General features: G+C 68.9%; 10 protein-coding genes and 1 tRNA gene. 3 read left to right on the forward strand and 8 right to left on the reverse strand.

The window, feature by feature from the left end; translation table 11 throughout:
* The first annotated feature begins 204 nt into the window (after positions 1–204).
* Positions 205–885 carry a hypothetical protein gene (locus PV396_RS43015; RefSeq protein ID WP_319213818.1) on the forward strand — a complete coding sequence of 227 codons (681 nt, stop codon included), beginning with the start codon at positions 205–207 and terminating at the stop codon, positions 883–885.
* 116 nt (positions 886–1,001) lie between these two features.
* Here PV396_RS43015 and rho read toward each other — a convergent pair whose 3' ends face one another.
* The 7 genes from rho to PV396_RS43050 all read right to left on the reverse strand — a co-directional run bounded on the left by rho (position 1,002) and on the right by PV396_RS43050 (position 10,474).
* Positions 1,002–3,119, reverse strand: coding sequence for a transcription termination factor Rho (gene rho / locus PV396_RS43020; protein ID WP_319213819.1), 2,118 nt, complete (start codon positions 3,117–3,119; stop codon positions 1,002–1,004).
* A gap of 442 nt (positions 3,120–3,561) precedes the next feature.
* Positions 3,562–4,512 (reverse strand): homoserine kinase, encoded by a 951-nt coding sequence (thrB, locus tag PV396_RS43025; protein ID WP_319213820.1) that lies wholly within the window; start codon positions 4,510–4,512, stop codon positions 3,562–3,564.
* A 323-nt stretch (positions 4,513–4,835) separates the two neighbouring features.
* Entirely contained in the window at positions 4,836–5,894 is a 1,059-nt protein-coding gene (gene thrC / locus PV396_RS43030) for a threonine synthase (RefSeq protein WP_319213821.1), read from the reverse strand.
* 6 nt (positions 5,895–5,900) lie between these two features.
* On the reverse strand, positions 5,901–7,193 hold the full coding sequence (locus PV396_RS43035) for a homoserine dehydrogenase (protein ID WP_319213822.1): 1,293 nt from the start codon (positions 7,191–7,193) through the stop codon (positions 5,901–5,903).
* A gap of 195 nt (positions 7,194–7,388) precedes the next feature.
* On the reverse strand, positions 7,389–8,780 hold the full coding sequence (gene lysA / locus PV396_RS43040) for a diaminopimelate decarboxylase (RefSeq protein WP_319213823.1): 1,392 nt from the start codon (positions 8,778–8,780) through the stop codon (positions 7,389–7,391).
* A gap of 53 nt (positions 8,781–8,833) precedes the next feature.
* Entirely contained in the window at positions 8,834–9,853 is a 1,020-nt protein-coding gene (nrtL, locus tag PV396_RS43045) for an ArgS-related anticodon-binding protein NrtL (protein ID WP_319213824.1), read from the reverse strand.
* A gap of 147 nt (positions 9,854–10,000) precedes the next feature.
* A complete protein-coding gene (locus PV396_RS43050) occupies positions 10,001–10,474 on the reverse strand; it encodes a response regulator transcription factor (RefSeq protein WP_319213825.1) in 474 nt (157 codons plus the stop codon).
* A gap of 164 nt (positions 10,475–10,638) precedes the next feature.
* Between PV396_RS43050 and PV396_RS43055 the strand changes: the two genes are divergently transcribed.
* Positions 10,639–10,710 (forward strand) — tRNA-Arg (locus tag PV396_RS43055).
* 810 nt (positions 10,711–11,520) lie between these two features.
* Entirely contained in the window at positions 11,521–11,724 is a 204-nt protein-coding gene (locus PV396_RS43060) for a cold-shock protein (protein WP_319213826.1), read from the forward strand.
* A 403-nt stretch (positions 11,725–12,127) separates the two neighbouring features.
* Here the strand turns inward: PV396_RS43060 and PV396_RS43065 are convergent, their stop codons facing one another.
* A complete protein-coding gene (locus PV396_RS43065) occupies positions 12,128–13,387 on the reverse strand; it encodes a DUF418 domain-containing protein (RefSeq protein ID WP_319213827.1) in 1,260 nt (419 codons plus the stop codon).
* Positions 13,388–13,458: the final 71 nt, after the last annotated feature.

Genomic DNA, 13,458 nt, shown 5'->3' on the forward strand with positions numbered 1-13,458 from the left:
GCACGAGTTCCCCCCGTGTGGAAATGGTGTGAGTTCCGAATGAACGCTGTGGACAGTAGGTCACTCCGGATCGCTTTAACAACCCTCAGAAGCGGAACCAGGGAACCCATTTACCGCCGGTAATGAAGACCCCGCCGAGTGCTCACACGCATATGAGTACGCGTACTCATGCGGGGTGGGAGTCGCAGGCCGGAAACTACGCGCATGCCTCGCATCCCTGCCCCCATCAGAGCGTTCACCCGCCCCCGGCGCGCCTTCGCGGCAGCCGCCCTCGCCGCCCTGGTACTCACCGGCTGCGGAGGTGCCGAGTCAAGCGACAGTGGGAGCGGAAGCGGGTCCCAGGCTGGACCGGACAGGGTCGCGGGCGCCGAGGGGAGCGCCACACCGTCGACGCCCGAGCAGGCGGCGTTCGCGGCGATGCTCGACAAGCTTGCGCAGCCGTGTTCCTCGACGAACGAGGCCGCAACTGGGCCCACCAGCGGTAAGCCGGCCGGTTCGACGGGGAAGGAGAGCCTGGCCCCTGGTGAGGTTCCCCCGGCCGAACCGGTCGAGCCCGGTGCTCCCCAGGAGCCCGGGGCGGAGCTGAGCGACCGCGACCAGTGCGCCAGCGTCCAGCACGAACAGCGCGTCGTCGAGGCCCTGCAGGCGGTCCAGGAGCCCACCCCGGCCAAGGTGCGCGAGGTCCTGAACGGCCTCGGTTACATCGACGAGCGCATCCACGACCTCCAGCAGGACGGCAAGGCCACCCGCTTCTACCTCGACCTGCGCGACAAGGGCGGCCGGCTCTGCGAGGCGGGCCTGGCGGCGGGCGTGGAAACAGACGTGACCCCATGTGCGGCCCCCGCCGCCGGAGCATTCACAAAAGCCGACGCGCAGCCCATGTAATTCCATTTCGGGCACAACAAGTTCGAGTACAAGAAGTTCAGGTACAACAAGAAGGGCCATCCCGTAAAACGGGGATGGCCCTTCTTGGAATGCTTTCCTGCTTAGTTGTCCGACCGTCAGTCGTTGCCGTTGCCCGGCGTCGTCTTCTGGATCTGGAGCAGGAACTCGGCGTTCGACTTCGTCTGCTTCATCTTGTCGAGGAGCAGCTCGATCGCCTGCTGCTGGTCGAGCGCGTGCAGCACCCGGCGCAGCTTCCAGACGACACCCAGTTCCTCGCCCGACAGCAGGATCTCCTCCTTGCGGGTACCGGACGCGTCGACGTCCACCGCCGGGAAGATGCGCTTGTCGGCGAGCTTCCGGTCGAGCTTGAGCTCGGCGTTGCCGGTGCCCTTGAACTCCTCGAAGATGACCTCGTCCATGCGGGACCCGGTGTCCACCAGCGCGGTGGCGAGGATGGTGAGCGAGCCGCCGTCCTCGATGTTGCGGGCCGCACCGAAGAAGCGCTTCGGCGGGTACAGGGCGGTCGAGTCGACACCACCGGACAGGATGCGGCCGGAGGCCGGGGCGGCGAGGTTGTACGCACGGCCCAGACGCGTGATCGAGTCCAGGAGTACGACGACGTCGTGGCCCAGCTCCACCAGGCGCTTGGCACGCTCGATCGCCAGCTCGGCGACCGTGGTGTGGTCCTCGGCCGGGCGGTCGAAGGTCGAGGAGATGACCTCGCCCTTCACCGACCGCTGCATGTCGGTGACCTCTTCCGGACGCTCGTCGACCAGGACGACCATCAGGTGGCACTCGGGGTTGTTGTGCGTGATCGCGTTCGCGATCGCCTGCATGATCATGGTCTTGCCGGTCTTCGGCGGGGCCACGATCAGACCGCGCTGGCCCTTACCGATCGGCGCGACGAGGTCGATGATGCGGGTGGTGAGGATGCCCGGGTCCGTCTCCAGACGGAGGCGGTCCTGCGGGTAGAGCGGGGTCAGCTTGTTGAACTCGGGGCGCCCGCGGCCGGAGTCGGGGGCCATGCCGTTGGTCGAGTCCAGACGCACCAGCGCGTTGAACTTCTCGCGGCGCTCGCCGTCCTTCGGCTGCCGGACCGCGCCGGTGACGTGGTCGCCCTTGCGCAGGCCGTTCTTGCGGACCTGGGCGAGGGAGACGTACACGTCGTTGGGGCCCGGGAGGTAGCCCGACGTACGGATGAAGGCGTAGTTGTCGAGGATGTCCAGGATGCCCGCGACGGGGATCAGGACGTCGTCGTCGGCGACCTGCGGCTCGTTCGGGCCGAACTCCTCGCGGCCGCGACGGCCACGGCGGTCGCGGTAGCGTCCGCGCCGGCCACGGCGTCCGCCGTCGAAGTCGTCCCCGTCCTCGTCGGCCCGAGGCCCGTTGTCACGCGGCGAGTTGTCGCGCTGCCCGCCGTCGCGCTGCTGACGGTCCTGACGCTCGGGACGGTCCTGGCGGTCCGGACGGCCGCCGCCCTGCTGCTGGCCCTGCTGGGTGCCGCGCTGCGGGGTGCCGCCCTGCTGCTCGTCGGTCTTGTTGCCCCGGCGGTCGCGGTCCCGGCCGCGGTCGCCACGCTCCCGGCGGTCGCGGCGGCCCTGACGGCCGTCTGCGTCACCGGTGTCGACCTGCGTCTGCGTCTGCGCCTGCTGGGCCTGCGTCTCGGCCTTCGGCTCGCTCTTCGCCTCGGCGACAACCGTCTCCGGGCTGCCGGCATCGGCGGTGGCACGGCGCCGACGGCGCTCGGCGGGCACGTCGTCTCCCCCACGCTCGGCTTCGCTCGCGCGGGAGGGGCCCCCAGCGGGCTGGCCGGGGATCTCGATCTGCTGCTGGGCCACGGCCTTCTCGGCGGGCGCCTCGACGACCTGTACGGCCGCCTTCTTCTCGGCGGCCGGCGCGGTGTCCTCACCGGTGCGGGCCTTGGAGGTGGCGCGGCGCCTGGGCTTGGTCTCGGCGGCCTCCCCGGCGGGGGCGGCGGACGCGGCCTTGGGGGTTCCGCCCCCGGCCTGCGCCTCCTTGATGACCTCGATCAGCTGGCTCTTGCGCATCCGCGCGGTGCCCTTGATGCCGAGGCCTGATGCGACCTGCTGCAGCTCGGCCAGCACCATGCCGTCGAGGCCGGTACCGCGGCGCCGCCGGGAGCCGGCACCCGAGGCAGGCGCGGAGGCGTCCGTGGAGGGCGCGGCAGCGGTCTCCTCGACACGTGCGCCCATCAGATCGGTGGTGTCGCTCACGAAGGGTCCTTCCCTGGAGCGGACGTCGGCCTGTCTGGCACGGCGACCGGTTGTGCTGTCCGACTTCGGTCCTTCATGAGTGGACCGTGCCGGGGCGGTGGTCCGCCAAGCGGCGGAGGAGGATTTCTGGTGATGGCGCTTCCCAAGGCCATGACACTGAGTGTCCGTGTCAGGCGGCCTGGTCACACCGGTTCCGGAGCGTGCCCTGGATGCCGCTCAGCGCCTGCACACGACAAATGGATCGCCGCATGAAACACAGAGTGGCTTGGGAGGCTCCCGGAAGAATGTCTGTCCCGGACGGGGACACAAAGCACCTCGCCATGGTGGGGTCGGGTGCAGACTTGAGGTTAACACTACCGGATCCAACAAACATTCCCCCTCTCCAAATCCGGCAACCCTATGTAGTTGAATGTCACAGCGCCGCGTCGCGCGGCGTTCGCCGTCACCCCGTCGATGTCGTCGCCCAGCTCTCTCCGGACGCCGCGAGCGGCAGCACACTCGCACCCCTGGCGTCGAGCTCGAGCCGGTTGGCGGCCCAGCCCTCGCCCGCGAGTTGGGACACCTTGTCGGCCGTGGCCTCGTCGGTCAGCGCCAGAACAGTGGGCCCCGCACCGGAGATCACCGCGGGGATGCCGTCGGCCCGCAGCCGCTCCACCAGCGCCGTGCTCTCCGGCATGGCGGGGGCGCGGTACTCCTGGTGCAGCCGGTCCTCGGTGGCGGGAAGCAGCAGCTCAGGACGCCTGGTCAGGGCCTCGACGAGCAGGGCGGCACGCCCCGCGTTGGCCGCGGCGTCGACGTGCGGGACAGTACGCGGCAGCAGACCGCGCGCCGTCTGGGTGAGTACCGGTTTTCCGGGAACGAAAACCACCGGAACGACGGAACGGGCGGGCTCCATCCTGATCGCCCGGGCGGCGCCGGACTCCATCCAGGAGAGCGTGAACCCGCCGAGCAGACACGCGGCGACGTTGTCGGGGTGCCCCTCGATCTCGGTGGCCAGTTCGAGCAGCGCCTCGTCGTCGAGACGGCTGTCGCCACCTATCGTGACGGCCCGCGCGGCGACGATGCCGGCGCAGATGGCCGCCGAGGAGGACCCGAGGCCCCGGCCGTGCGGAATGCGGTTGGCGCACACGATCTCGAGGCCGCGCGGCTGTCCGCCCAGCAGGTCGAAGGCGGTGCGCAGGGACCGTACGAGGAGGTGGCTCTCGTCGCGCGGGAGGGTCTCGCTGCCCTCACCCGCGATGTCGATGTGCAACCCGGAGTCGGCCACCCGGACTACGACGTCGTCGTACAACCCCAGCGACAGGCCCAGGGCGTCGAAGCCCGGACCGAGATTGGCGCTGGTGGCGGGGACGCGCACCCGGACGGCGGCGGCTCGGAACGCTGGACCGGCCATCGCTCGATGACTCTCCTTGAGCTGCGATTTCGTCGAAGACATTCGATGAGGGACGACATTCGACACGAACAGTGGACGAACAAGTGGACGAACAGTGGAAACGGCTGAGGACGTACGTGGGGACCCTCAGGCCGCTGAGGCAGCGCGGCGCCGTGCCATATGCGGGGCATATGCGGCGGGCGGGTTCACCCCAGCTTATCGAAGGAAGGTTCTGTGGCGACATAGGGCGCACAGGAGGCGCACGATGCGTGTCGTAAGCCCCCTGTGCACCCGCCGTAGGGACTGGGTAGGGAGTACCCGGGTTCGGGTGCTCAGTACCCGGTCTACGCGAGTCCGAGTCGCTCGGCGGCGGTCGCGGCGTCCACCGGGACGACGACCGGCTTCGGTGCGCCCTCCGTGGCCCAGCCCGGGTCCTTCAGCCCGTTGCCGGTGACCGTGCAGACGATGGTCTGGCCCGGATCGACCTTGCCCTGCTCGGCCGCCTTCAGCAGACCGGCGACGGACGCGGCGGACGCCGGCTCGACGAAAACGCCTTCCTGAGCGGCCAACAGCCGGTAGGCGCGCAGGATTTCACGGTCCGTCACCTCGTCGATGTGACCGCCCGACTCGTCGCGCGCGGCCAGCGCCTGCTTCCAGGAGGCAGGGTTGCCGATCCGGATCGCGGTGGCGAGCGTCGAGGGGTCCTTGACGATCTCGCCGCGCACGATGGGGGCACTGCCGGCCGCCTGGTACCCCCACATGCGCGGGGTGCGCCGGGCGATGCCGTCGGCGGCGTACTCGGTGTAGCCCTTCCAGTACGCGGTGATGTTGCCCGCGTTGCCGACCGGCAGGACGTGGATGTCGGGAGCGTCGCCGAGCATGTCGACGATCTCGAAGGCGGCCGTCTTCTGGCCCTCTATACGCACCGGGTTGACCGAATTCACCAGCGCCACCGGGTAGTTGTCGCTGAGCGACCGGGCGAGGGTGAGGCAGTCGTCGAAGTTGCCGTCGACCTGGAGGATCTTGGCGCCGTGGACCAGCGCCTGTCCCATCTTGCCGAGGGCGATCTTGCCCTGCGGCACGAGAACGGCCGAAACCATACCCGCGCGCACAGCGTAGGCGGCGGCGGAGGCAGACGTGTTGCCCGTGGAGGCACAGATGACCGCCTTCGCGCCCTCCTCCTTCGCCCGGGTGATGGCCATGGTCATTCCGCGGTCCTTGAAGGACCCGGTGGGGTTGGCGCCCTCCACCTTGAGGTGGACCTCGCAGCCCGTGCGCTCGGAGAGCACCTGCGCGGGGACGAGGGGCGTGCCGCCCTCGCGGAGCGTCACGACCGGCGTGCTGTCGGAGACGGGCAGCCGGTCCCGGTACTCCTCGATGATTCCGCGCCACTGGTGGGTCATTGCTGGTTACTCTCCTTCAACCCGCATGATGCTGGCGACACCCCGCACGGTGTCGAGCTTGCGCAACGCCTCGACGGTTCCGCCCAGGGCGGCGTCGGACGCACGATGGGTGACGACGACAAGGGAGGCCTCGCCGTCCTTGCCCGTCTGCCGAACCGTATCGATGGACACGCCGTGCTCGGCGAACACGGTGGCCACCTGGGCGAGAACACCCGGTTTGTCGGCGACGTCGAGGCTGATGTGATAGCGAGTGACCACATCGCCCATGCCCGAAACGGGCAGTGCGGCGTACGCGGACTCGCCGGGACCGGTCGTCCCGGTGAGGCGGTTGCGGCACACGGCGACGAGGTCACCGAGCACGGCGGAGGCCGTGGGCGCACCGCCGGCTCCGGGCCCGTAGAACATCAGCTGTCCGGAGGCGTCGGACTCGACGAACACGGCGTTGTAGGCGCCGCGTACGGAGGCCAGCGGGTGCGTCAGCGGAATCATGGCCGGATGCACACGCGCGGTGACGGACTGCCCGTCGTCGGCCCGCTCGCAGATGGCGAGCAGTTTGATGGTGCAGCCCATGTTCCTGGCGGAGGCGAAGTCGGAGGCGGTGACCTCGGTCATGCCCTCGCGGTAGACGTCGTCGAGACGCACGCGCGTGTGGAAGGCGATTCCGGCGAGGATGGCGGCCTTGGCGGCGGCGTCGAACCCCTCGACGTCGGCGGTGGGGTCGGCCTCGGCGTATCCCAGGGCGGTGGCCTCGTCGAGGGCCTCCTGGTAGCCGGCGCCCGTGGAGTCCATCTTGTCGAGGATGAAGTTGGTGGTGCCGTTGACGATCCCGAGGACCCGGTTCACCTTGTCGCCGGCGAGGGACTCGCGCAGCGGCCGGATGAGCGGGATGGCGCCGGCGACGGCGGCCTCGTAATAGAGATCCGCGTTGTGTTCCTCGGCTGCGGCGTGCAGAGCGGCGCCGTCCTGGGCGAGGAGGGCCTTGTTGGCGGAGACGACGGACGCGCCGTGCTCGAAGGCGGAGGTGATGAGGGAACGCGCGGGCTCGATACCGCCGATGACCTCGACGACCACATCGATGTCGCCACGTTTGACGAGGGCGGTGGCGTCGGTGGTGACGAGGGCGGGGTCGATGCCGTCACGCACCTTGGAGGGCCGCCGTACGGCGACCCCCGCAAGCTCGACGGGAGCGCCGATGCGCGCGGCGAGATCGTCGGCGTGCGTCGTCATGATGCGCGCCACCTCTGAGCCGACAACCCCACAGCCCAGCAGCGCCACCTTCAGCGGACGCGTACGCATCATCCGACCTCGTTTCCTCATACCGTCTGGATTCGACCAGTCTCACTCACCGGACTGAAGTTTCTACCCATCGTCCGGATCGTGAGATGTTTATTTCGTTTTCCGAGCGGCGGAAGACAGGAGATCTTCCGCCACGGTCCAGAATTCCGTCGTCATCCCACACCGTCTCCCTTCATCTTCATCTCCCTTCATCTCTCTTCATCCCACGTCAAGACGGAGAAGATCCTCCTCGGTCTCCCGCCGGACGATGACACGGGCCTCGCCTTCCCGTACGGCGACGACGGGCGGACGAAGGGCGTGGTTGTAGTTGCTGGCCATGGACCGGCAGTACGCACCGGTCGCCGGCACCGCGATGAGGTCACCCGGTGCCAGGTCGGCGGGCAGAAAGGCGTCCTTGACGACGATGTCCCCGCTCTCGCAGTGCTTGCCGACGACGCGGACCAGCATGGGCGCGGCCTCGGAGGTACGGGAGACGAGAGCGACGCTGTACTCGGCATCGTAGAGCGCGGTCCGAATATTGTCGGACATACCCCCGTCGACAGACACATAGGTCCGCAGCCCGTCCAGCGGCTTGATCGTGCCGACCTCGTAGAGGGTGAAGGCGGTGGGCCCGACGATGGCGCGCCCGGGCTCGACGGAGATCCGAGGGGTACGCAGCTTCGCCCCCTCGCACTCACGGCTGACGATCTCCGTCAACGCCTTGGCGATCTCGTGCGGCTCACGGGGATCGTCGTCACTGGTGTAGGCGATACCGAGCCCACCCCCGAGGTCGATCTCGGGCAGCTCGACCCCGTGCTCGTCACGAATGTCCTTGAGCAGCCCGACAACACGATGCGCGGCGACTTCAAAACCCGACATGTCGAAGATCTGCGAACCGATGTGCGAGTGAATACCGACGAGCTCGAGCCCGTCGAGCTGCAACGCCCGCCGCACGGCCTCGGCGGCCTGCCCCCCGGCAAGCGGAATGCCGAACTTCTGGTCCTCGTGCGCGGTAGCGATGAACTCATGCGTATGAGCCTCGACACCGACGGTGATACGGATCTGTACGCGCTGCCGCTTGCCGAGGGACTGCGCGATGTGGGAAACGCGCACGATCTCCTGGAAGGAGTCGAGCACGATCCGCCCGACCCCGGCGCGAATGGCGGTCTCGATCTCCTCCACGGACTTGTTGTTGCCGTGGAAGGCGATGCGATCGGCGGGCATCCCGGCGGACAGCGCGGTGGTGAGCTCTCCACCGGAGCAGACGTCGAGGTTGAGCCCTTCGTCGTGCAGCCACCGCACGACGGCCCGCGACAGAAACGCCTTGCCGGCGTAGAAGACGTCGGCGTCCGACCCGAAGGCGGTACGCCAGGCACGGGCGCGCTCCCGGAAGTCGGTCTCGTCGAGGAAGTAGGCGGGAGTCCCGAACTCCTCGGCGAGCCGGGTCACCTCGACCCCACCGACACTGACGACACCCTCGGGCGTACGGGTGACGGTCGACGCCCAGACCTTGCGGTCCAGGTGGTTGAGGTCGGCGGGCGGCGCGGAGGGGTGACCCTCGGGCAGTACGTCGGCGTGACGGGGCCCGGCGGGGTGTGCGGAACGGCTCATGGCTGTGCGGCTTCCTCGGTGGTGTTCAGAGGTGTTGAGGCATTCGGAGGTATTCAGAGGTATTCAGGTGCGTCGATACCCAGCAGGGACAGGCCGCCGGCCAGCACCGTCCCGGCCGCTTCGACGAGCGCGAGCCGGGCCCGGTGGGCGGCCGAGGGTTTCTCGTCGCCGAGCGGCAGCACGGTGGGAAGAAAGACGAGCGTGGCATCGGCAAGGGTGACGAGATGCCGGGCAAGCCGGTCCGGGGCGCGATGGGTGGCGGCACCGAGGAGAAGGCGGGGGTGATCGGCCAGCAGGCTGAGGAGCGGGGGTGTCGGTCCTGTCAGATCGCCGCCGGGGTACGCGGTGAACCCCAGGTCGGCGGCGTTGCGCGCGAGGGCGCGGGTACGGGCGTAGGCGTAACGCACCCGGAAGAGGGGGTTGCTCTCCCGCTGGACCAGATGCTCGACGCCGAGCCGGGGCCGGTCGTGCGGGGCGGGATGGAGCAGGGCCCAGCGGGCGGCGTCGGGGCCGAGGGGGGTCGGGTCGCCGGGGGCGGGGACGAGCGTACGAAGGTCGACGGTCTCGGTCTCGGCGCCGTCGTCAAGGGTGGCTGTGCCTGTGCCGCGATGCAGGTGGACGCGGGCGCCTTGGGTCGCGGCGATCCGTACAACCGCTTCGGCGACGACTTCGGCCCGCAGTTCGTGATCGGCCGGGAGCCGCACCGACAGCACCTGACCGGCGAGGGCGTCACTGTGCCCGTACCGCGAACCCTGGCTGAGGATCTCCCGTACGAGAGCTGCGGGGGCGGCGCTGTCGAGGCTGATGTTGAGGAACCCCGGCCCGGTGATCTCGACGCCACGGACGCCGGGGGCGGCACTGATCTGCTCGCACAGGACTTCGGCGACGAAGCGGGGGGTGCGGCCGGCGGGCTTGGCCAGCTGCAACGCGATGTTGGTGGCGTAGTCCCCGGTCCCGCCGGGCCCGGGCGGGGCGACGACGGCACGTGCGGGGACGGTTACATCCAGTACCCCGGCATCGACAGCACGACGCACCGCGCACAGCACGGTACGGGAGAGCTCGACGGGGGTCACGGGACAAGCGTATGGGAGGAGGGGGGTGGGTGGGCCAGCGGGTTTGGGCGTGAGAGGTGGGCGTTTCGGCATCTGGACGGTATGCGGACGTGGGGTTGATCGGGAGAGAGGGGAACAGGGCGGCGGCCCGTCCGGGAACCTCGCTGCTCAGTTACCGGCGACTCGGCCGGCGCGCTCGGCCTCACTGGGGGCGCCAAGTGAGCCGCGGGGCGGCCCGAGAGCACTCTCGAAGGGGGCGTCGCCCCGCGCACGCTCGGCCAACTCCCTTACGAGCCTGATGAGTTCGGCGGGATCGAAGGGCTTGGCAAGGAAAGCATCCACCCCGACATCGAGGCCGGCCTCGACCTCGTACTCCGTACAGGCACTGATGATCGCGAGGGGCAGGTCGCGGGTACGGGGGTCGGCGCGCAGGCGAGCGGCGGTGCCGAGACCGTCGAGCCGAGGCATCGCGACGTCGAGGGTGACGACATCGGGGCACACCTGATGAATGACATCCAGACACTCGGCACCATCAGCCGCGGTCACGACCTCGAAACCCTCCAGCTCGAGGTTGACCCTGATCAGCTGCCGGATGACCTTGTTGTCGTCCACAACAAGCACCCGGCCGGACACGCCTGGCACAACTCGAGAGTAGGTCGAGACCGGCCACCGCGTCCGGCTTTTCCCCACTTCCACCGCCACGGATCGGGGGCCGACTGCGGGCGACGCGAGCCTCGAAACCCGTTCCTGATCACCCCGAACGAGCTGGTAGGGTTCTACTCGTCGCCGCGCAACGCGCAAGACACGCCCCCGTAGCTCAGGGGATAGAGCAACGGCCTCCGGAGCCGTGTGCGCAGGTTCGAATCCTGCCGGGGGCACTCCGGAAAAGACTCCTGACCTGCAGAAATACAGGTCGGGAGTTTTTGCGTTCACGTCAAAACGCACACGGTCTTTTGACCGTTGCTCTTTTCGAGGCGCACGCCTATCCACATGTCGTGGATAACCCCTTCCACCGACAGGTTTCCGCAGGTCAACGACCCACGACCGGGCGCTGGATGGCCTCGCCCACCAACGAATAATGACCGCACCTCGCCGTGGGCATCAATGCGTGCATCTTCCTTGAACATCGCGTTTGACCTGCACTGATGTGACTGACAGCACACAAAAGGACACACGGTCTGGTGGGTCGTTGCTCCTTTGCCTCAACGCTTGGCCAGCCCTTCACAGGACGCAATCGTTCGCCGCGGCGAAACAACTGCGCCACCTCGTCGGGCTATTGGCTGGGTGAAGCGCCACCGACGGTAGGCACCTCGAACGAAGAGAGGCGTTCCGAAGGCAGACCGAGTGACCCACAGCTGCTTCGGCGACAAGGACGGGCGAGCAGGTGCGGACTCCTTCGGCGGCCTGGGGCAGTGCGTTGGGATGGCCGACGGTGATGGCCAACTGCAGCTCGCTGTCGGTCCAGTTGATGGCGAGCCGGATCAACGATGCCGGCCGGAAGGGCAGCGGTTCTAGCGGCTGCCATGGCTCGGGTGTAGCGTCGTGATCTAGCAGTCGTGGTTCCGAAGTCCTGTTCGCCCGTGATCGCCATCACGGGCGTTCTTGCGTTTTCAGCGCCTCTCCGGACCAGGGCGATCACCTCCCGGGCACGCAAAGTGCGGGCCTGGTTTCCCTCGAAGGAGACAGTCATGGCCAAGGGCACTGTGAAGTGGTTCAACAGCGAGAAGGGGTTCGGCTTCATCGAGCAGGAGGGCGGCGGCCCCGACGTCTTCGCCCACTACTCCAACATCGCCGCCCAGGGTTTCCGCGAGCTGCAGGAAGGCCAGACGGTCGAGTTCGACGTCACCCAGGGCCAGAAGGGCCCCCAGGCGGAGAACATCCGCCCCGTCTGATCCGCCGCTGCGGCAAGGCCCGGCATCCCGGCTTCGGGACGCCTGGCCTTGCCGCTCTTGTGGCTGACTGACGAGCCGCAGTCGGATGAACAACCCGACGCCAGGACCCGGGCCTCATGGCGGATGGGCCGACCCGTGCGGCTCGGCCTGGTCAACGACGCCGACGCGAGCGCGGACATCGCCGCCTGAGTGGAGGCCCGGGGAGTCCGGGCCTGGCCGACGATCGACGACTGAACGATGGCCGGCGCCGTCAGCGGCTTACAAACCCTGGATGCCTCTCGCGGACGTCACGCGGCGGCCGCGACTACCTGAAATCCGCATTCGGGCGCGGGATTGGCCCGATCCGGTGATCAATGCCCTCCCTGCAGCGACGCGGTACAAGCAGCGTCCCGAGCCGCTTCCTCTATTTCATGTGGCGCGCGGGCCGGGTGGCGGCGTTCAGCACGGCCTCCAGTGGGCCGCGCCGGAACCGGCGGGTCCAGACAGTCGCCAGCAGCATGGCGGCTGCGATGAAGCCGAGCAGGACCGGTAGCCCGGACATGGTCTCGTCCTCGACGGCGGCGACGTACCAGACGTCGGTGAACACCCAGAGGGCGACGATGTGCAGGGCGTAGGCGGTCAGGGCCAGCATGCCGACCGCGGAGACGGGTGTGGCGATCCGGGTCAGGCGCGGCATCCGGTCGGCGACCGTGAGGCACACGGCGATCACCAGGAGCGCGACGCCTGTGTTGCCGAGGATGGAGAAGGTGGTCTGGCTGTGCGGTGCGGCCACCAGCAGCCAGGCCAGTGGTGTGCCGTTCTCGGGTTCGCCGACGGTGTCGGACCACCAGGCCGAGGACGCCGAGCCGCCGTCCGTGGCGGCCGCGATGGCGGCGAGGGCGTGCGGGGTCAGGCGCAGGGCCAGCCAGGAGCCGCCGTAGCCGAGCAGGGCGAGCGCTCCGCCGGCAGTGGCCAGGCGGGTGCGGATGCTGGGCCGGCTGAGGTCGAGCCGGGCCACGGCCATGCCCGCGATCAGGAACGGCATCCAGGTCAGGACCGGGTACTCGCCGGTGAACAGCAGCTCGACGAGTCCGTCCGTGCCGGTCAGGCGGGCCAGCGGGTCGAGGGAGACGAACGAGTCGGCCCAGCCGCCCTCTTCGGTCGACTTCCTGATGACGTAGAGGACTTGGGGCAGGATCAGGGCTCCTGCGACGGCGATGAGCGCGAGCGTTGAGGCCCGCAGCTGGTACAGCGGGAGAACGACCAGGAAGAGCAGAGCGTAGAAGCTGAGGATCACGTCGACATCGGTGTCCAGGGCGGTCAGGGCGTAGCCGAGGACCAGCAGGACCAGGGCGCGGATCACGATCCTGGCCGCCGCCCGGCGTCCGGCGCGGCCGGTCCTGGGGTGCGGGCGGCCGGTGATGATGACCAGGGAGAAGCCGGCGAGCAGGGCGAAGAGGGCGGAGGAGCGGCCGCGGGCCGTTTCCAGGAGGAATCCCACGGGTCCGCCCACGGTCACATCGGGGCCGACGTGGGCGGAGTACATGCCAAGGACGGCGAGGCCGCGGGCCAGGTCGATGCCGATCAACCGGGCGGTCGACGGCGGGGCGACGTTCGAGGGCGCGGATTTTGGCGACGGCAGCACCGCTTGGTGTGCGGTTGCCGCTGATGCAGCGTCAGTCATGTGACCAAGGCTTCGCGCAACGCGCCCTGCATCCCACCCGGCGCCTTTCCGAAGCACCCCGGCCAGTCGGC

It is taken from the genome of Streptomyces sp. ME02-8801-2C (assembly GCF_033793965.1).
In the GTDB taxonomy this organism is placed as follows: Bacteria; Actinomycetota; Actinomycetes; order Streptomycetales; family Streptomycetaceae; genus Streptomyces.